This is a genomic window from Klenkia brasiliensis (assembly GCF_900100695.1).
In the GTDB taxonomy this organism is placed as follows: domain Bacteria; phylum Actinomycetota; class Actinomycetes; order Mycobacteriales; family Geodermatophilaceae; genus Klenkia; species Klenkia brasiliensis.
The window spans coordinates 174923-193106 of sequence record NZ_FNCF01000007.1; the positions used below are offsets into that span (position 1 = coordinate 174923).

The 18184-nt window shown below is 76.0% G+C and carries 19 protein-coding genes; 15 read left to right on the forward strand and 4 right to left on the reverse strand.

The window, feature by feature from the left end; translation table 11 throughout:
• The first annotated feature begins 13 nt into the window (after positions 1–13).
• Genes BLT39_RS19610 through BLT39_RS19655 form a run of 10 tightly spaced genes read left to right on the forward strand, consistent with a single transcriptional unit; the run spans position 14 to position 6697 of the window.
• A complete protein-coding gene (locus tag BLT39_RS19610) occupies positions 14–238 on the forward strand; it encodes a DUF4287 domain-containing protein (RefSeq protein ID WP_091068157.1) in 225 nt (74 codons plus the stop codon).
• Between the two features lie 4 nt (positions 239–242).
• Positions 243–995 carry a DUF4184 family protein gene (locus BLT39_RS19615; protein WP_091068000.1) on the forward strand — a complete coding sequence of 251 codons (753 nt, stop codon included), beginning with the start codon at positions 243–245 and terminating at the stop codon, positions 993–995.
• A 9-nt stretch (positions 996–1004) separates the two neighbouring features.
• Positions 1005–1451 carry a nitroreductase family deazaflavin-dependent oxidoreductase gene (locus BLT39_RS19620; RefSeq protein ID WP_091068004.1) on the forward strand — a complete coding sequence of 149 codons (447 nt, stop codon included), beginning with the start codon at positions 1005–1007 and terminating at the stop codon, positions 1449–1451.
• On the forward strand, positions 1355–2299 hold the full coding sequence (locus tag BLT39_RS19625) for an SDR family NAD(P)-dependent oxidoreductase (RefSeq protein ID WP_207508197.1): 945 nt from the start codon (positions 1355–1357) through the stop codon (positions 2297–2299). The genes BLT39_RS19620 and BLT39_RS19625 overlap by 97 nt, the downstream gene beginning before the upstream one ends.
• Positions 2296–3237, forward strand: coding sequence for a non-homologous end-joining DNA ligase (ligD, locus tag BLT39_RS19630; RefSeq protein WP_091068010.1), 942 nt, complete (start codon positions 2296–2298; stop codon positions 3235–3237). Before BLT39_RS19625 ends, ligD begins: the two co-directional genes overlap by 4 nt.
• Positions 3237–3986 (forward strand): LamB/YcsF family protein, encoded by a 750-nt coding sequence (locus tag BLT39_RS19635; RefSeq protein ID WP_091068012.1) that lies wholly within the window; start codon positions 3237–3239, stop codon positions 3984–3986. The genes ligD and BLT39_RS19635 overlap by 1 nt, the downstream gene beginning before the upstream one ends.
• The gene (locus tag BLT39_RS19640) at positions 3983–4591 is read left to right on the forward strand and encodes a 5-oxoprolinase subunit B family protein (RefSeq protein ID WP_091068016.1); all 609 of its coding nucleotides are present in this window, start codon (positions 3983–3985) and stop codon (positions 4589–4591) included. Before BLT39_RS19635 ends, BLT39_RS19640 begins: the two co-directional genes overlap by 4 nt.
• Positions 4588–5418 (forward strand): 5-oxoprolinase subunit C family protein, encoded by an 831-nt coding sequence (locus BLT39_RS19645; protein WP_091068020.1) that lies wholly within the window; start codon positions 4588–4590, stop codon positions 5416–5418. The genes BLT39_RS19640 and BLT39_RS19645 overlap by 4 nt, the downstream gene beginning before the upstream one ends.
• A gap of 32 nt (positions 5419–5450) precedes the next feature.
• Positions 5451–6188: a signal peptidase I gene (gene lepB / locus BLT39_RS19650; RefSeq protein ID WP_242658558.1), complete on the forward strand. Its 738-nt coding sequence runs from the start codon at positions 5451–5453 to the stop codon at positions 6186–6188.
• A complete protein-coding gene (locus BLT39_RS19655; RefSeq protein ID WP_091068024.1) occupies positions 6185–6697 on the forward strand; it encodes a TlpA family protein disulfide reductase in 513 nt (170 codons plus the stop codon). The genes lepB and BLT39_RS19655 overlap by 4 nt, the downstream gene beginning before the upstream one ends.
• A gap of 50 nt (positions 6698–6747) precedes the next feature.
• Here BLT39_RS19655 and BLT39_RS19660 read toward each other — a convergent pair whose 3' ends face one another.
• Together BLT39_RS19660 and BLT39_RS19665 are read right to left on the reverse strand one after the other, a co-directional pair.
• Positions 6748–8853: a catalase gene (locus BLT39_RS19660; RefSeq protein ID WP_091068028.1), complete on the reverse strand. Its 2106-nt coding sequence runs from the start codon at positions 8851–8853 to the stop codon at positions 6748–6750.
• Between the two features lie 60 nt (positions 8854–8913).
• The gene (locus tag BLT39_RS19665) at positions 8914–10437 is read right to left on the reverse strand and encodes an FUSC family protein (protein WP_091068031.1); all 1524 of its coding nucleotides are present in this window, start codon (positions 10435–10437) and stop codon (positions 8914–8916) included.
• 141 nt (positions 10438–10578) lie between these two features.
• Here BLT39_RS19665 and BLT39_RS19670 point away from each other — a divergent pair, with 141 nt between their 5' ends.
• Genes BLT39_RS19670 through BLT39_RS19685 form a run of 5 tightly spaced genes read left to right on the forward strand, consistent with a single transcriptional unit; the run spans position 10579 to position 15447 of the window.
• Positions 10579–11163 (forward strand): class I SAM-dependent methyltransferase, encoded by a 585-nt coding sequence (locus tag BLT39_RS19670; RefSeq protein WP_091068163.1) that lies wholly within the window; start codon positions 10579–10581, stop codon positions 11161–11163.
• Positions 11164–11197: 34 nt separating this feature from the next.
• Entirely contained in the window at positions 11198–12343 is a 1146-nt protein-coding gene (sfnG, locus tag BLT39_RS19675) for a dimethylsulfone monooxygenase SfnG (RefSeq protein WP_091068034.1), read from the forward strand.
• Between the two features lie 20 nt (positions 12344–12363).
• A complete protein-coding gene (locus BLT39_RS23415; protein WP_278247019.1) occupies positions 12364–12489 on the forward strand; it encodes a hypothetical protein in 126 nt (41 codons plus the stop codon).
• A gap of 31 nt (positions 12490–12520) precedes the next feature.
• The gene (locus BLT39_RS19680) at positions 12521–14140 is read left to right on the forward strand and encodes an ABC-F family ATP-binding cassette domain-containing protein (protein WP_091068037.1); all 1620 of its coding nucleotides are present in this window, start codon (positions 12521–12523) and stop codon (positions 14138–14140) included.
• Positions 14137–15447, forward strand: a complete 1311-nt coding sequence (locus BLT39_RS19685; protein WP_091068040.1) for a D-arabinono-1,4-lactone oxidase — start codon at positions 14137–14139, stop codon at positions 15445–15447. Before BLT39_RS19680 ends, BLT39_RS19685 begins: the two co-directional genes overlap by 4 nt.
• Here the strand turns inward: BLT39_RS19685 and BLT39_RS19690 are convergent.
• On the reverse strand, positions 15405–17264 hold the full coding sequence (locus BLT39_RS19690) for a sugar phosphate isomerase/epimerase and 4-hydroxyphenylpyruvate domain-containing protein (protein WP_091068044.1): 1860 nt from the start codon (positions 17262–17264) through the stop codon (positions 15405–15407). The two genes, BLT39_RS19685 and BLT39_RS19690, sit on opposite strands and share 43 nt — an antisense overlap.
• Positions 17257–18141, reverse strand: a complete 885-nt coding sequence (locus BLT39_RS19695; RefSeq protein WP_242658559.1) for a shikimate dehydrogenase — start codon at positions 18139–18141, stop codon at positions 17257–17259. Before BLT39_RS19695 ends, BLT39_RS19690 begins: the two co-directional genes overlap by 8 nt.
• Positions 18142–18184: the final 43 nt, after the last annotated feature.

The following is an 18184-nucleotide window of genomic DNA, read 5'->3' on the forward strand; positions in this document are numbered from 1 at the left end:
CAGGATGGCGGTCGTGACCGAGAAGGTGCAGGGCCCGGCGAGCTACTTCCCGTCGATGGAGAAGAAGTACGGCCGGCCGATCGGTGAGTGGCAGCACCTGGTGCGCGAGAAGCGGGCCGCCGAGCCCGACGCCAAGCACATGGCGCTGGTCTCCTGGCTGAAGTCCGAGCACGGCATGGGCCACGGGCACGCCAACGCGCTGGTGGCCCACGTCCTGGCCGAGGACGCCGCCGGCTGAGGCCGTGCCCTTCACCCTGAGCCACCCGGCCGCCGTCCTGCCGTTCCTGCGCAGCCGGCTGCCCGCGTCCGCGCCGGTGGCCGGGAGCGTGGTGCCGGACCTGCCCTACTACCTGCCGGTCGACCTCGGTCTGCGCACGCACACCGCGCTGGCCGTGGTGACCACCGACCTGGTCGGCGGGCTGCTGCTGTGGGCGCTGTGGCACGGGTTCCTCGCCGCGCCGCTGGTCGCGACCGCGCCCGGCCCGCTGCGCGCCCGGCTGCCGGTCCCCGGCCCCCCGCGGGTGGGCGGCGCCCGCGGGCCGGCGCTGCTGGCCGGGGCGGTGGTGCTGGCCGGGGCGGTGGTGCTGGGTGCGGCCACCCACGTGCTGTGGGACGAGTTCACCCACCCGCGCCGGTGGGGGCCCGAGCACATCCCGGCGTTGTCGTCGCAGGTGGCGGGGGAGCCGCTGTACGGCTGGCTGCAGGACCTGTCCGGCCTGGCAGGCGGCCTGGCCGTCGCGGTCTGGGTGCTGCTGTGGTGGCGGCGCACCCCGGCGCGGCCGGTGCCCGGCGGGGTGCCCTGGGCGTGGCTCGCGGTGGCGGCGGTCGCGCTGGTCGCCGGTGCGGTGGGCGGGGCCGGGCAGGACGACGTCCGCAGCGGGGCGGTGCTGGCGGCCTTCGCCGGCGGGACCGCGGCCCTGGTCGCGGTGGTCCTGCTCGCCGCCGCCTGGCACCTCCGCGCCCGCGCGGGGGCGGGGTCGGGCGGGGGGTCCTAGGGTCGGGGCATGCCACTGGAAGGCGAGTACGAGCCCAGCCCGGAGAAGTGGGTCCGCGACCAGGTCGAGGCCTACGAGCGCAGCGGCGGACGCGAGGCGAACACCCTCCCGGGCCGCCCCGAACCGGTCGTCGTGTTCACCACGCGCGGTGCGAAGAGCGGCAAGGTCCGCAAGAACCCGCTGATGAAGGTCGAGCACGACGGCGTCTACGCCATGGTCGCCAGCCAGGGCGGGGCACCCAAGCACCCGACCTGGTACTTCAACCTCAAGGCGCACCCCGACGAGGTCACCGTGCAGGACGGCGAGCGCGTGTGGGACGGCGTCGCCCGCGAGGTCCACGGCGAGGAGAAGGCGCAGTGGTGGGAGCGCGCGGTCGCCGCCTTCCCCGACTACGCCGAGTACCAGCAGAAGACCGACCGGGAGATCCCCGTCGTGCTCGTGGAGCCGAAGGCCTGAGCGCGCCCCGCACCGCCGTCGTCACCGGTGCCTCCGACGGCATCGGGGCGGCGGCCGCGCGCCGGCTGCACCGCGACGGCTGGCGGGTGGTCGTGGTGGGCCGGTCGCCGGACAAGACCGCCGCGGTCGCCGACGAGCTCGAGCGCCAGGGCCACCCCGACGACCACCGCGCCGTGGAGCGGCACACCGTCGACTTCGCCCGGCTCGACGACGTCCGCGCGCTGGCGGGCACCCTGCTGGAGCGGCACCCGCGCATCGACGTGCTGGCCAACAACGCCGGTGCCTCCTTCCCCCGCCGGACGACGACGGCCGACGGGTTCGAGACGACGTTCCAGGTCGACCACCTCGCCGGGTACCTGCTGACCCGGCTGCTCGAGGAGCCGCTGCGCGCGGCCCGCGCCCGGGTGGTGACGACGTCGTCGTTCATGCACCGCATCGGCCCGCTGCCGCGCACGGTGACCGCCGACCCGCCCCGGCCCTACGCCGGGATGCTCGCCTACTCCCGCGCCAAGACGATGAACGCCTTGTTCACCCGCGAGCTGGCCCGCCGCTGGGCACCCGACGTCACCGCCACCTGCTACACCCCCGGCGCGGTGGCCACGTCGTTCGGTGCCCGGTCGGGCGGGCTGTCCGGGCTGGCGTGGAAGCTCGGGCTGTCCCGCAGCTTCCGCACCCCGGCCCAGGGCGCGGACACCCTGGTCTGGCTGGCCACCGCCGCCGAGGGCTGGCGCAACGGCGGCTTCCACGCCGACCGGGCCACCGCGCCGGCCATGCCGTGGGCCACCGACGACCGCCGCGCGCGGGACCTGTGGCAGCTGTCGGCCGATGCGGTAGGACTGCCGGCGTGAGCGACGCCATCGAGGTCGAGGTCGACGGGCTCGACGTCCGGCTGTCCAGCCCCGACCGGGTCTACTTCCCGGCGCACGGCTGGACCAAGAAGGACCTGCTCGACTACTACCTCGCCGTCGGCCCCGGGATCGTCAACGGGCTCCGCGAGCGGCCGTGCATGCTGCACCGCTTCCCCAAGGGCGTCGAGGGCGACAAGGTGCACCAGAAGCGCATCCCCGCGGGTGCCCCGCCGTGGATCGAGACGGTGCGGCTGCACTTCCCGCGCTGGAACCGCACCGCCGACGAGCTGTGCGTGACCCACCTGGCGCACGTCGCGTGGGCGGTGCAGATGTCGACCGTGGAGTTCCACCCGTGGAACAGCCGCCGCGCCGACACCGAGGTGCCCGACGAGTGGCGCATCGACCTGGACCCGATGCCCGACGCCGACTACGCCGCCGTCCGCCGGGTCGCGCACGTGGTGCACGAGGTGCTCGACGAGCTGGGCGCCGTCGGCTTCCCGAAGACCAGCGGGGGCAAGGGCCTGCACGTCTACGTCCGGATCGAGCCCGAGCACGGGTTCGCCGACGTCCGGCGGGGTGCGCTGGCCTTCGCCCGGGAGGTCGAGCGGCGCAGCGCCGACGTCACCACGACCTGGTGGCGCAAGGACCGCGACCCGACGGCGATCTTCCTGGACTACAACCAGAACGCCCGCGACCACACGATCGCCGCGGCCTACTCGGTGCGCGGCAACGCCGAGGCGACGGTGTCCACGCCGATCCGCTGGGACGAGGTCGACGACGCGCACCCCCGCGACTTCACCATCGCCACCGTGCCCGCCCGCTTCGCCGAGCTCGGTGACCTGCACGCCGGCATCGACCGCGAGGTGTTCGACTTCCGCCCCCTGCTGGAGTGGGCCGACCGGGACGGCACGGAGGTCCCGCCCGAGCCGGAGGACTGATGGACCTCAACGCCGACCTCGGCGAGGGCTTCGGCGCCTGGACCCTCGGCGACGACGACGCCCTGCTCGAGGTCGTCACCAGCGCGAACGTGGCTTGCGGGTTCCACGCCGGTGACCCGCGCACCATGCGGCGGGTCTGCGAGCGCGCGGTGGAGCACGGGGTCGCCATCGGGGCCCAGGTCTCCTACCGCGACCTGCCCGGCTTCGGCCGCCGGTTCATCGACGTCGACCCCGACGAGCTGACCCAGGACGTCGTCGCCCAGCTCGGCGCGCTGTCGGCGTTCGCCCGGGTCGCCGGGGACCGGGTGCGCTACCTCAAGCCGCACGGCGCGCTCTACAACGCCGTCGTGCACCACGAGGAGCAGGCCGCCGCCGTGGTCGCGGCCGTCGTGGACGTCGACGCCTCGCTGCCGGTGCTGGGCCTGCCCGGCTCGGCGTTCCTGCGGCTGGCCCGCGACGCCGGGCTCACCGGGGTGGACGAGGCCTTCGCCGACCGCGGCTACACGCCCGCGGCGACGCTGGTGCCCCGCCGGGAGCCCGGCGCCGTGCTGCACGACGCCGACGAGATCGCCGCCCGCTGCGTCGCCATGGCCACCGGGCGACCCGTGCGCGACGTGGACGGCGGCGAGCTGCGGCTGGCCCCGGCGTCGATCTGCGTGCACGGCGACACCCCGGGCGCGGTCGGCATCGCCCGCCGGGTGCGCGCCGAGCTGACCGCGGCGGGGGTCGAGCTCGCCGCCTTCGCATGAGGCTGTTGCCCAGCGGGGACGCCGCGGTGCTGGTCGAGCTCGCCGACCTCGACGAGGTGCTCGCCCTGCACGCCGCCCTCGCCGACCGCCCGGACGGCGTGCTGGACGTCGTCCCCGCCGCCCGCACCGTCCTGGTGGCGCTGGACCCCGGCCGGACGTCGGTGGTCGCCGTCGCCTCGTGGGTCCGGGCCGCCGAGCCGGTCGCGGGGGCGCGGCCGCGGGGCGCGGAGGTCGAGGTGCCGGTGCACTACGACGGCGCGGACCTCGCCGACGTCGCCGCGGCGCTGGGCTGCGACGTCGACGAGGTCGTCGCCCGGCACACCGGCACCGCCTGGACCGTCGCGTTCGGCGGGTTCGCCCCCGGCTTCGGCTACGCGGTGCCCGACGGCGGCGGGTGGGACGTGCCGCGGCGGGCCACCCCGCGCACCCGGGTGCCGGCCGGGTCGGTCGCCGTCGCCGGCGGGTTCGGCGCGGTCTACCCGCAGGCCTCGCCCGGGGGCTGGCAGCTGCTGGGCCGGACCGACCTGGCCGTGTTCGACGTCGACCGCGACCCGGCGGCCCTGCTGCGCCCGGGCGTGCGCATCCGGTTCACGGCGCTGCCGTGACGCTCACCGTGCTGGCACCGGGCCCGCTGACCACGGTGCAGGACCTCGGCCGGCCCGGCCTGGCGGCCGAGGGCATCGGCCGGTCGGGCGCGGCGGACCGGGCGTCGGCCGCGCTGGCCAACCGGCTGGTCGGCAACGCCCCGTCGGCCGCCCTGCTGGAGGTCACCGCCGGCGGGCTGGTCGTGCGCGCGGACGCCGGGGTGTGGGTCGCGCTGACCGGCGCCCGCTGCACCGGTGCCCCGTACGCGGCGCCGGCCTGGCTGGGCGCGGGGGAGCAGCTGCGGCTGCGCCCGCCCGCCCGGGGCCTGCGCAGCTACCTGGCGGTGCGCGGCGGGGTCGACGTCCCCCCGGTGCTCGGCTCCCGGTCCACCGACCTGCTCTCCGGGCTGGGGCCGGAGCCGCTGGCGGCCGGCGACGTCCTGCCCACGGGGACGGCGACCCGGCCGTGGCCCGGCGTCGACGTGGCCCCGGTGGCCGAGCCGGTGCGGGAGCTGACGGTGGCGCTGCGTCCGGGGCCGCGCGCGGACTGGTTCCCCGACGCGGCCCACCGGGTGCTCACCGGGACGGCGTGGGAGGTCACGGGCGACAGCAACCGGGTCGGCCTGCGGCTGGCCGGCCCGGAGCTGACCCGGGCCCGCGACGGCGAGCTGGCCAGCGAGGGCATGGCGCGCGGGGCGCTGCAGGTGCCGCCGTCGGGCCGGCCGGTGCTGTTCCTCGCCGACCACCCGGTCACCGGCGGCTACCCGGTGATCGGCTACATCGCCGACGCCGACGTCGACCGCTGCGCCCAGCTCGCGCCCGGGGACGTGCTCCGGCTGCGGGGTTGACCCCCGGCGGCGGCGTCCCGCACGCTTCGCCCGTGGCGGACCCGGGGAGGAAGCAGGGGTCGCTGCTCAAGGAGCTGCCGGTCCTGCTGCTGGTCGCCGTCGTCCTGGCGGTGCTGGTCAAGACCTTCCTGGTGCAGCCGTTCTACATCCCGTCGGCGTCGATGGAGCAGACGCTGCACGGGTGCACCGGCTGCACCGCCGACCGGATCCTGGTGACCAAGCCGCCCTACTGGTTCGGCGACCCGCAGCCCGGTGACGTCGTGGTCTTCGAGGGCCCGGACACCTGGCCGTCGGAGGGGCAGGCCGACGAGCCGGGGAACTGGTTCGCGCGGGCCGCCCTGTTCGTCGGCCGCGCGGTCGGCACCGCCCCGCCCAGCGACCGCGACTTCGTCAAGCGGGTCATCGCGGTCGGCGGGCAGACCGTGCAGTGCTGCGACAACCAGGGCCGGGTCACCGTCGACGGCTCGCCCCTCGACGAGCCCTACCTCTACCAGGACGACCAGCGCGCGTTCGGCCCGGTGACGCTCGCGACCGGGCAGCTCTGGGTGATGGGCGACCACCGCGGCGACTCCGCCGACTCGCGGGACCACGGCCCGGTCTCCGTCGACGACGTCATCGGCAAGGCGTCGCTGATCATCTGGCCGCTGGGCCGTGCCGGCTGGATCGGCAGCCCCGACATCCAGGCCACCGCCGAGGGCCCGGCCGACCCGGGCACCGTCGTCCTGCTGGCCGCCGCGCTGCTGGTCCCGCCCGGGAGGCGACGGCGGTGAGGGCGGCGGTGCTCGGCCTGGCCGCGCTGCTCGTGCTCACCGGCTGCAGCGGGGGCGCCGACCCGACCCCGCCCGGCGAGGTCATCCCGGTGGCCGACCGCGACCCCGCACCGCCCGTGGCGGGCGACCTGCTGGGCGGCGGCACCTTCGACCCCGCGCGCACCGACGGCGTCGTCACCGTCGTCAACTTCTGGGGCAGCTGGTGCCCGCCCTGCCGGCTGGAGGTCCCCGAGCTGCAGGACCTCGCCGACAGGAACCCCGACGTCCTGGTCGTCGGCGTCGCGCTGCGCGACAGCCCCGAGCTCGCCGAGCAGTTCCGCGTCCACCAGGGCATCAGCTACCCGTCGATCGACGACCCCGGCGGCGAGCTCGCCACCGCCTTCCGGGCGTGGCCGCTGACCAGCACGCCGTCCACCGTCGTGCTGGACGACCGGGGGCGGGTCGCCGCGGCCTACCCCGGGCCCGTGTCGGCCGAGGACCTGCAGCGGGCGGTCGACCAGCTGGCCTGACCGCGAGGGTGCCGCCCCCGCCGCCCCGGTGGGACGACGGGGGCGGGTGGTCAGACCGCGGGCGGGACGGCGGAGGCGGTGACCAGCTCGGCGCGCTCCCAGACCCGGTGCTGCCCCATCGCGGCCACCAGGTCCCCGACCACGTCGGCCACGGACGCGCCGGTGAACACACCCGGACCGGACACCCCCGCCGACGTCAGCACCTGTGCACCCGAGCCCCAGGCCGCGAACGGCTTGAGCTGGCGCAGGGCCTCCTGCAGCAGGACGACGGCCTTGACGTCGCCGTCGTCCGGGGCGCCGTCGGCCACGACGACGGCGTCGAACTCGACCGAGCGGGCGGTCAGGTTCGTCCGCTCGACCACCTGCTGGTCCTCGCCCGTCCCCAGCACGCCGCCACGCGGTGCCAGCACCTTGAGCTGGGCGCCCTCGGCGTCCAGGGCCTGGCGCAGAGCCGCGATGCCGGCCAGGTCGGCGTCGGGTCCGGCGACGACGGCGACCTGCCGGCCGTCCAGCGGGAACGACTCGCCCGTGACCTGGGCGAGCGCGGGGGAGGCGGGCAGGTGCTCGGCCGGGGTGCCCTCGGGGGCGGGCAGGCCCAGCCCGTCGGCGACCAGGGCGGCCAGCTCGGTGTCGACGTGGGCCAGCACGCCGAGCACCCGCTCCTTGATCGGCTGCTCGTAGACCTTGCCGAGCTCGAAGGTGTACGCCTCGACGGTGTGCGTCTTCTCGACGTCGGACAACGACGCCCAGAACATCGCGGGCTGGCTGAAGTGGTCGTCGAAGGAGGAGGCCACCGCGCGCACGACCTCGCCCTCCACCTTCCGCGGGACGACGACGTAGCCGCCCTCGTCCCACCCGGCGGGCCGCGGTGAGCCGCCGTCGACGGTGTTGGGGGAGTACGGCGCCTGCCCGGTCGGCACGCCCTGCTGCATGAAGCCGTCGCGGTGGTCGTCGTTGACCGGCACGTGCGGGCGGTTGATCGGCAGCTGGGTCCAGTTCGGTCCGCCGAGGCGGGTGAGCTGGGTGTCCTGGTAGGAGAAGTTGCGGCCCTGCAGCAGCGGGTCGTCGGTGAACTCGATGCCGGGCACCACGTGGCCGGTGTTGAACGCGACCTGCTCGGTCTCGCTGAAGTAGTTGGTCGGGTTGGCGTTCAGCACGAGCGTGCCGATCGTCTGCACCGGCACCATCTCCTCCGGCACGATCTTGGTGGGGTCGAGCAGGTCGATGCCCTCGAACATCTGGTCCTCGGTGTCGGGGAAGACCTGCACACCCAGCTCCCACTCCGGGAAGGCGCCCGCCTCGATGGCGTCGGCGAGGTCGCGGCGGTGGAAGTCCGGGTCGGTGCCCATGGCCAGCTGCGCCTCCTCCCAGGTCAGGGAGTGCACGCCCAGCTTGGGGGTCCACTTGAACTGCACCAGCACCGTCTCGCGCGCCTGGTTGACCATCCGGAAGGAGTGGACGCCGAAGCCCTCCATCATCCGGTAGCTGCGCGGAATGCCCCGGTCGCTCATGTTCCACAGCACGTGGTGGGTGGCCTCGGTGTGCAGGGAGACGAAGTCCCAGAACGAGTCGTGCGCCGACTGCGCCTGCGGGATCTCCCGGTCCGGGCTGGGCTTGGCGGCGTGGATGAGGTCGGGGAACTTGATGGCCTCCTGGACGAAGAAGACCGGCATGTTGTTGCCGACCAGGTCCCAGGTGCCCTCCTTGGTGTAGAACTTCGTCGCGAACCCGCGGGTGTCACGGGCGGTGTCGGCCGAGCCGCGGGACCCCAGCACGGTGGAGAACCGCACGAACACCGGCGTCTGCAGGCCCTCCTCGGCCAGCACCGGTGCGCGGGTGATGCTGGCCGCCGTCCCGTTGGCGGTGAAGACGCCGTGCGCCCCGGCGCCGCGGGCGTGCACCGCACGCTCGGGGATGCGCTCGTGGTCGAAGTGGCTGACCTTCTCGCGGAGGTGGAAGTCCTCCAGCAGGGTCGGACCGCGCCGGCCCGCCTTCAGCGCGTGGTCGGTGTCGGGGATCCGCACCCCGTTGGGCGAGGTGAGGGCGTCGCCGCCCTGGGCGCGCGGGTCGCGGTCGCCGCCTGGCGCCTCGAACGGGACGCCGGTGGCGCTGACCTGGGCGGGGGCGGACTGGTCGGGCTTGCGTGCAGGAGGCATGGGGGATCCCTGGGCTCGGGCGGGCAGGAGGTGCCGGCGCCGTTCCCTGGACGCGAGACATCAGGGCCCATGCCCCTCGTCGACGGGGGCCGAAACGGTCCCGTGCACCCGGACGCGCTCGCCCAGCGCGGCGGCCAGGTCGGCCTCCCCGCGGGCCCGGGCGGCCAGCAGGCCCCACCCGACGTCGGCGGTCCACCGGGCCCGGTGCAGCCAGGCCGCCGTCCCCGCCGCCGGGCGCAGCTCCGCCCGCGCCGCCGTCCCGACCTCGTCCAGGCCCTCCAGCGCGCCCCGCAGCACGCCCTCGTCGCCGGCGCCCGCGACCAGCGCGGCCGTCGCCCGCTCGGCGGCGCTGACCGCGGCGGGCAGCCGGCGGCTGGCCGCCCGGGGGAGCAGCAGCAGGCCCGCGGCCAGTGCCAGCGCGATGCCGACCACGGTCTCGGTGAGCCGGGTCCCGATGAGCTCCGCGCCGCTGCGGCCCGGGACGCCGACGTGCACGAGCATCAGCGACAGCGGCGTGATGAGCGCGACCGCGAGCACGTACTGCGCCGCGACCAGCAGCTCCACCCCCACGAGCAGCAGGCCGACGACGACCACCTCGACCCCGACCGGCAGGTCCGCGGCCAGCAGCAGCCCGGCGACGCCGACCCCGGCCAGGGTGCCGGTGACGCGGTGCACCGCGCGGGTCCGCGCGGCCCGGGCGCCGGTGCCCATCAGCACCGCGACCGCCGTCGTGGACGCCCAGTAGGTGCTGCCCAGCCCCAGCGCGGCGGCGACCAGGCCCGCCGCGGCGACCCCGGCGGTGGTGCGCAGCGCCGTGGCGACCCAGGCGGGCAGGTCCCGGACCGGGCTGCCGGCCGGGGCGGACGGCGGGACCGGCGGGACGTCGGCGGGCGACAGCCCGTGCAGGAAGGCGGCCTCCAGCTCGTGCACGCGGGGCCGCAGGGACGGTCGGCGCCGGGTGCCCCCGGCGACCGCCGCGTCGGCGACCCGCAGCGCGCGGGCCACCACCTCGGGCGGGGCGGACCCGGCGACCGCCGCGGCGGCCGCGGCCACCGCGCGGCGCTCGGGCCCTGCCGGGTCGCGGACCCAGGGCGCCATCACCACGAACCAGGCGAGCGCGGCCCCGCCCGCCGCGGCCGCCACGTGGCCGGCCAGCGCCGACGGCGCGGCGCCGAGCGCGCTGGCGCTGCCGCCGACCAGGACGACGCCCAGGGCCCCGGGCGGGCCGACGCGCAGCACCGCGGTGGCCGCGGCGGCGGCACCGGCGAGCAGGCCCAGCACCACCGACAGCGCCACCGGTGACCCGCCGACCAGACCGCAGACCGCGACGGCCAGCACCAGCACCGCCCCGCACCCGGCGACCACCGCCGCCCGCCGGCGGTAGGACAGCTGGTGGCCGTAGACCGCGGTCAGCCCGCCCAGCGCCGCGGCCGACCCCAGGTCGGCGTGCCCGGCGGCGACCCCGGCGCCGAGGGGGACCGCCACGCAGAGCGCGGCCGACAGCGCCCGCCGCCCGGCCGCCGCCCACAGCGCGGGGACCGCCGGTGGGCGGTGACCGATCAGGTGGTGGGCGGCGAGGGGCACGCCGCCATGGTCGCCGCACCGGGCCGCACCGCCGAGCGGTGCCTCCCGGTGGACGGGAACTGCGACCGGCCTCACGAGACCACCCGATCGTGTGCGCAGCGGTCACAGCCGGGGCCCAGTCCCGACCACTACGGTGCCGCCGTGCACGCCACCGACTGGGACGCCCGCTACGCCGAGAAGCAGCAGTGGTCGGCCGACCCGAACCCGGTGGTGGCGCAGCTGTGCGCCGACCTGGCGCCGGGCACCGCCGTCGACCTCGCCGCGGGGGAGGGCCGGCACGCGCTCTGGCTGGCCGCCCGCGGGTGGCGGGTCACCGCGGTCGACTTCTCCGCCGTCGGCCTGGACCGGGGCCGCGCGACCTGGCACGGCCCCGACGTGCTGTGGTCGGTCGCCGACGTGACCACCTGGACGGCGGCGCAGGCGTCCCTGGACCTGGTGCTGGTGGTCTACCTGCACCTGCCCGAGCCGGAGACGACCGAGCTGCTGACCCGCGCGGTCGGGTGGCTGCGCCCCGGTGGGCACCTGCTGGTGCTCGGCCACGACGTGGACAACGTGGCGCACGGGGTCGGCGGCCCGCAGGACACCGCGATCCTGCACTCGGTCGACCGGCTGGCCCCGGTGGCGGCCCGGCTGGACGTCGACCGGCTCGAGCAGCTGCCCCGCGAGACCCCGGCCGGCACCGCGCTGGACACCCTGCTGTGGGGTCGGCGCCCGGCCCGCGCGTGATTCCCCACCAGGTCGCTGTGGTTCCCTCGGGTGCATGACCGACCAGGTGCCCACCCCCGAGCAGCCCGCGGCGACCAAGTTCGCCTACTGGGTCCCCAACGTCAGCGGCGGCCTGGTCACCTCGACCATCGAGCAGCGCACCGACTGGGGCTACGACTACAACAGGAAGCTCGCGCAGACCGCCGAGGCCGTCGGCTTCGAGTACGCCCTCTCCCAGGTCCGCTACATGGCCAGCTACGGCGCGGAGTTCCAGCACGAGTCGACGTCGTTCTCCCTCGGCCTGCTGCTGGCCACCGAGCGGCTCAAGGTCATCGCCGCCGTCCACCCGGGGCTGTGGCAGCCCGGCGTGCTGGCCAAGCTGGGCGCCACCGCCGACCACATGAGCGGCGGCCGGTTCGCCGTCAACGTCGTCTCCGGCTGGTTCAAGGGCGAGTTCACCGCCATGGGCGAGCCGTGGCTGGAGCACGACGAGCGCTACCGGCGGGCCGAGGAGTTCATCTCCGCGCTGCGCGGCATCTGGACCGAGGAGGGCTACACCCTCGGCGGCGACTTCTACCGCTTCCGGGACTTCGACCTCAAGCCCAAGCCGCTGGCGTCGGAGGGCCGCCCGCACCCGGAGATCTTCCAGGGCGGCAACTCCACCGCCGCCCGCGCCATGGCCGGGCGGGTCAGCGACTGGTACTTCTCCAACGGCAAGGACCTGGCCGGCATCGACGAGCAGATCCGCGACGTGCGCGCGGTCGCCGACCCGCTGGGCCGCCGGGTGCGGTTCGGCCTCAACGGCTTCGTCATCGCCCGCGACACCGAGGCCGAGGCCCGGGAGACCCTGCGGGAGATCGTCGCCAAGGCGAACAAGCCCGCCGTCGAGGGGTTCCGCGACGCGGTGCAGCAGGCCGGCAGCTCCACCGGCGACAAGCGCGGCATGTGGGCGGACTCCACCTTCGAGGACCTGGTCCAGTACAACGACGGCTTCCGCACCAACCTGATCGGCACCCCGGAGCAGATCGCCGAGCGCATCGTGGAGTTCCGCAAGCACGGCGTGGACCTCATCCTCTGCGGCTTCCTGCACTTCCAGGAGGAGGTCGAGCAGTTCGGGGCGAAGGTGCTGCCGCTGGTCCGGGAGATGGAGGCCGCGGCCGGGATCGCCCCGTCGCCGTTCGCGCCTGCCGTCCCGGCCTGATCCCGGGTACGGTCCCGCCCATGCTCGGCATGGGCGGGACCAACGGGGAGCAGGGACGACGGCGGCAGCGGCTCGTCGCCGGGGTCATCGTGCTGGCGATGGTGCTGGCCGCCGGCGCGGTGCTGTTCTCCATGCTGCTGGGCTAGGTGCTGGACCCCGTCGGCCAGACTGGTCGCCGTGGGCTACGTCGACGTCACCGGGATCCGGTTCACCCTCCCCGACGGGCGGGTGCTGCTCGACGACGTGTCCTTCCGGGTCGGGGACGGCGCGGTCGCCGCGCTGGTGGGGGAGAACGGCGCCGGCAAGACCACCCTGCTGCGGATCATCACCGGCGACCTGACCCCCGACGCCGGCTCGGTCGCGGTGGTCGGCGGCCTGGGCGTGATGCGCCAGTTCATCGGGTCGGTGCGCGACGCCACGACCGTGCAGCAGTTCCTCGTCGACCTCGCCCCGCCCGCCGTCCGCGAGGCCTGGCACGCCGTCGAGGCCGCCGAGCTGGTGATGATGGAGCGCGACGACGAGCCCGCGCAGATGGCCTACGCGAACGCCCTGGCGCACTGGGGCGACGTCGGCGGCTACGACGTCGAGGTCACCTGGGACACCGTCACCGTCGCCGCGCTCGGCGTCCCGTACGAGCGGTGCAAGTACCGCGAGCTGCAGACGCTGTCGGGCGGGGAGCAGAAGCGGCTGGCCCTGGAGTGCCTGCTGCGCGGCCCCGATCAGGTGCTGCTGCTCGACGAGCCGGACAACTACCTCGACGTCCCCGGCAAGCGCTGGCTGGAGGCCCGGCTGGCCGAGACCCGCAAGACGGTGCTGTTCGTCAGCCACGACCGCGAGCTGCTGGCCACCGTCGCCACCCGGGTGGTCACCGTCGAGGGCGGGACGGCGTGGGTGCACGGCGGGCGCTGGGCCGACTACCCGGCCGCCCGCGAGGCGCGGCACGAGCGGATGGCCGAGCTGCGGCTGCGCTGGGAGGAGGAGCACCAGCGGCTGGTCGACCTCACCCGCACGATGCAGCAGCAGGCCGCCAACTCCCCGGACATGGCCAACCGCTACCACGCCATGCAGACCCGGCTGGCCAAGTTCGAGGCGGCCGGCCCGCCGCCCGAGCGCCCGCCGCAGCAGGAGGTGTCCATGCGCCTGACGGGCGGGCGCACCGGTGTGCGGGTGCTGGTCGCCGCCGACCTGGAGCTGACCGGCCTGATGCGGCCCTTCGACGTCGAGCTGGACTACGGCGACCGGGTCGCGGTCCTGGGGTCCAACGGGGCCGGCAAGTCGCACTTCCTGCGGCTGCTCGCCGGCCAGGACGTCGACCACACCGGCACCTGGAAGCTGGGCGCCCGCGTCGTCCCCGGCTTCTTCGCCCAGACCCACGCCCACCCGGAGTGGATGGACCGCACCCTCACCGACCTGCTGTGGCACGGCGAGCCCGGCCGGCCGGGCATCGACCGCGGCAGGGCGATGGCGGTGCTGCGCCGGTACGGGCTGGCCGCGGCCGGCGACTCGCTGTTCCGGTCGCTGTCGGGCGGTCAGCAGGCCCGCTTCCAGGTGCTGCTGCTGGAGCTGTCGGGGGCGACGCTGCTGCTGCTCGACGAGCCCACCGACAACCTCGACGTGCTCTCGGCGGAGTCGCTGGAGCAGGCGCTGGCCGCCTTCGACGGCACCGTCGTCGCGGTCACCCACGACCGCTGGTTCGCCCGCTCCTTCGACCGGTTCCTGGTCTTCGGTTCCGACGGCCGGGTGCGGGAGTCGCCCGAGCCGGTGTTCGACGAGGCCCGCGTGGAGCGTGCCCGGTGAGGTGGCGCAACTGGGCCGGCAACCAGCGCGCCACCGGCATCGAGGTCCGGCACCCGCGGGGCGCCGAGGAGATCGCGACCGTGCTGCACGAGGCGACGGTCGCCGGCCGCCGGGTGCGCCCCATCGGCAGCGGTCACTCCTTCTCCGGCATCGGCCGGCCCGAGCAGGTGCAGCTGGTGCTCGACCGGCACGCCGACCTGGTCGACATCACCCCCGACGGCCTGGTCACCGTGCAGGCCGGCATGACGCTGCACCGGCTGAACGCGGTGCTGGCCCGCGAGGGCTGGGCGCTGACCAACCTGGGCGACGTCGACCGGCAGACCGTCGCCGGTGCGCTGTCCACCGGCACGCACGGCACCGGCGCCGCGTTCGGCGGGCTGGCCACCCAGGTGCGCGCCCTGCAGCTGGTCACCGCCGACGGCACCGTGCTGGACTGCTCGGCCGACGAGCACCCCGACGTGCTGTCCGTCGCCCGGCTCGGGCTGGGCGCCCTCGGCGTGCTCAGCACGGTGACGCTGCAGGCGGTGCCCGCGTTCGGGCTGCGGATGGTCGAGGAGCCGATGCCGCTGGCGGCCCTGCTGGCCGATCTCGACGGGTTCATGACCTCCACCGACCACGTCGAGTTCCACTGGTTCGGCCACACCGGCACCTGCCTGACCAAGCGCAACACCCGGGTCCCCCTGTCCGAGGGCCTGGCGCCGCTGCCGCGGTGGCAGGCGCTGTGGGAGGACGAGCTGCTGTCCAACGGCGCCTACGCCGCCCTGATCGCCACCGGCCGCGCGGTGCCCGCGCTGGTGCCGCCGCTGGCCCGCTTCGCCTCCACCGCCCTCAGCCCCCGGACGGCGACCGACCTGTCGCACCGGGTGTTCGTCTCCACCCGCCGGTTCCGGTTCCGGGAGAGCGAGTACGCCGTCCCGCGGGCCGCCGTCCCCGACCTGCTGCGGGAGCTGCAGCGGCTCACCGACCGCCGCGGCTGGCGGCTGCCCATCCCCACCGAGGTGCGCTACGCCGCCGCCGACGACGTCCCGCTCTCAACCGCGCAGGGCCGGGACACCGCCTACGTCGCGGTGCACGTGCCCGCCCGCAGCGACCCGGCCGACTGCTTCGCGGCCCTGGAGCGGCTGGCCGGCGAGGTCGGCGGCCGGCCGCACTGGGGCAAGGAGCACGGCCTGGACGCCGCCGCCCTGGCGCAGCGCTACCCGCGGTTCGGCGAGTTCACCGCCGTGCGCGACCGGCTGGACCCCACCGGCACGCTGTCCAACGCCTACCTCGACCGCGTGCTGGGGGTACCCGCCCCGGTGGCCTGACGGGCCCGCCGGTGCGCGGCCATCCGCACCGGGGTGTTGACCGCGCCGTACCCGTCGTAGCCGGACAGGCGCTGCACCACCTCGAAGAACACCCGCCCGGCCAGCACCTCGGTGTAGAGGTGCAGGAAGGAGCCGCCCGCGTCGGTGTCGTGCAGCAGGCCGTGCTCGCGCAGGTCGGCCAGCAGCTGCGGGTCCAGGTCGACCCGGGCCGCGAGGTCGTCGTGGTAGTTCGCGGGGACGGCGAGCAGCGGCGCACCCGCCGCCCGCAGCGCGCGGGCGGTGGCGACCAGGTCGTCGGTGGCGAAGGCGACGTGCTGGGGGTCGGGGACCGCCGGGCTCCAGTCGCCGCGGCGCAGCACCGACGCGCTGAGCACCAGCCGGACGGCGCGGTCGGGCGTGGTGACCCCGCGCGAGCGGACCAGGCCGAAGGGGGCGGCCACCTCGCTGCCGCCGCCGTCGGCCAGCCCGAGCACCGAGCGGTAGAACAACCCGGCCTCGTCGTAGGAGTCGTAGGGCTGGGTCAGCGCGACGTGGTCGGTGCCGGTCAGACCCGCGCCGGCCGCCGTGCCGCCGGTGGGGAGGAAGTCCGCCGGCCAGCCGTCGGGGCCGGTGCGGGCGAGGAACACCTGGGTGCCGTCGGGCGCGGCGACCGCGGACAGCTCGGCCTCGGCGGCGCCGCGGGAGCGGGGGAGGACCGGGGCCAGCAGCGCCTCCGCCCGGGCGGCCGCGGCCGTGGGGTCGGCGGACTCGACCGCCACCGCGGCGACGGCGGCCCCGCCCTCGGCGGTGCGGGGTGCCCCGGCGTTGAGCAGCACGCGGGCGGCGCCCTGCTCCCACAGCTGCACCGGCTTGGAGCGGTGCTGCCCGGTGTGCGCGAACCCCAGCCGGCCCAGCACGTCGGCCAGCGCCGGGCCCGAGGTGCCGTCGACGGCGAGCTCGGTGAAGGCGTACCCGTGCAGCGCCGGGGCGGGCGGCAGCACCAGCGGGTCGACCGGCAGCGCGGCCTCCAGCGCCAGCAGCGAGCGCATCGCGTCGACCGCCGTCCGGGCCGGGTCGGACTGCCGGAAGACGTCGTTGAACACCTCCAGCGACAGCGGCCCGGGATACCCGGCGGCGAGCACGTGCCCGAGGAAGGCGGGCAGGTCGAAGGCGCCCTGGCCCGGGAAGAGCCGGTGGTGGCGGGACCACTGCAGCACGTCCATGTCCAGCCGCGGGGCGTCGGCCAGCTGCAGGAAGAACAGCTTCTCCCCGGGGACGGCGGCGAACCCGGCCGGGTCACCGCCGCGGGAGAGCACGTGGAAGGAGTCCAGGCACAGGCCCAGCGCGGGGTGGTCGGCGGCCTGCACGACCCGCCAGGAGTGGTCCCAGGTGGAGACGTGGGAGCCCCAGGCGAGTGCCTCGTAGGCGATCCGCATCCCGCGCTCGGCGGCCAGGTCGGCCGCCGCGGACAGCTGCGCGGTGAGCTCGTCGTCGTCGCGGACCGCGTCGGGGGCGACCGCCGAGCAGACCAGGACGGTGTCCACGCCGAGGTCGGCCATGACGTCGAACTTGGCCCGGGCGCGGCGCAGGTTGCGGGCCGCGGTGGCCGGGTCGGTGGAGTCCAGGTCACGGAAGGGCTGGTAGAGGTCGATGCCCAGGCCGAGGTCGGCGCAGCGGGCGGCGAGCTCGGCCGGGGCCCAGGGCGAGGCGACCAGGTCGGGCTCGAAGACCTCGACGCCGTCGAACCCGGCGCCGGCCGCGGCGGCCAGCTTGTCCTCCAGCGTGCCGGACAGGCAGACCGTGGCCACCGACCGCCGGCGGGTGGTGCGGTCAGCCAACGGGGGTGCCCGCCGGGTCGACCAGCGTCGCGAAGTGGGCCAGCATCCGGTCGGCGTCGGGCTCCACCCCGGTGAACAGCCGGAAGGAGTCCACCGCCTGGAACACCGCCATGCCGCCGCCGTCGAGCACCCGGCAGCCGCGCTCGCGGGCGGTGCGCACCAGCTCGGTGTCCAGCGGCCGGTAGACGATGTCGGCCACCCACAGCTCGGGCCGCAGCAGCTCGGCGGGGACGGCGGAGCCCGGGTGGGCGGCCATCCCGGTGGGCGTGGCGTGCACCAGGCCGTCGGCCGCCGCGGTCGCCGTGCCCAGGTCGGCGAGGTCGCCGCCGTCCGCCCGGTCGGCACCGAACCGGGCCGCCAGCTGGGCGGCCAGGCCCTCGGCGCGGCCCCGGTCGACGTCCAGCACGGTCAGCCGGCCGGTGCCCAGGGTGAGCAGGGCGTGCGCCACGGCGGCGCCGGCGCCGCCGGCGCCCAGCAGCACCACCCGGTCCATCGCGGCGTCCGGCAGACCCCGGTCGACGTTGCGCGCGAAGCCCGACCAGTCGGTGTTGTGGCCGACCGCGCGGCCGCCGGCGAGGACCACGGTGTTCACCGCGCCCAGCGCCTCGGCGTCGGGGGAGAGCTCGTCGAGGTGGTCGATGACCAGCTGCTTGCAGGGGTGGGTGATGTTCAGCCCGTCGTACCCGGCGGTCCGCGCGGCCCGGACCATCTCGCCGACGTCCTCGGGGGCGCGGCCCAGCACGTCGATGTCCAGCCGGCGGTAGACGTAGCGCAGGCCCAGCGCGTCGGCCTCGTGCTCGTGCAGCGGGGGGCTCAACGAGGGGCCGATGCCCGAGCCGATCAGCCCGACGACGACGCCGGGACGGGACTGCTGCACGCGGGCCTCCGTATGTACCGGTTGGTGAGTTGCGCCAGACCCA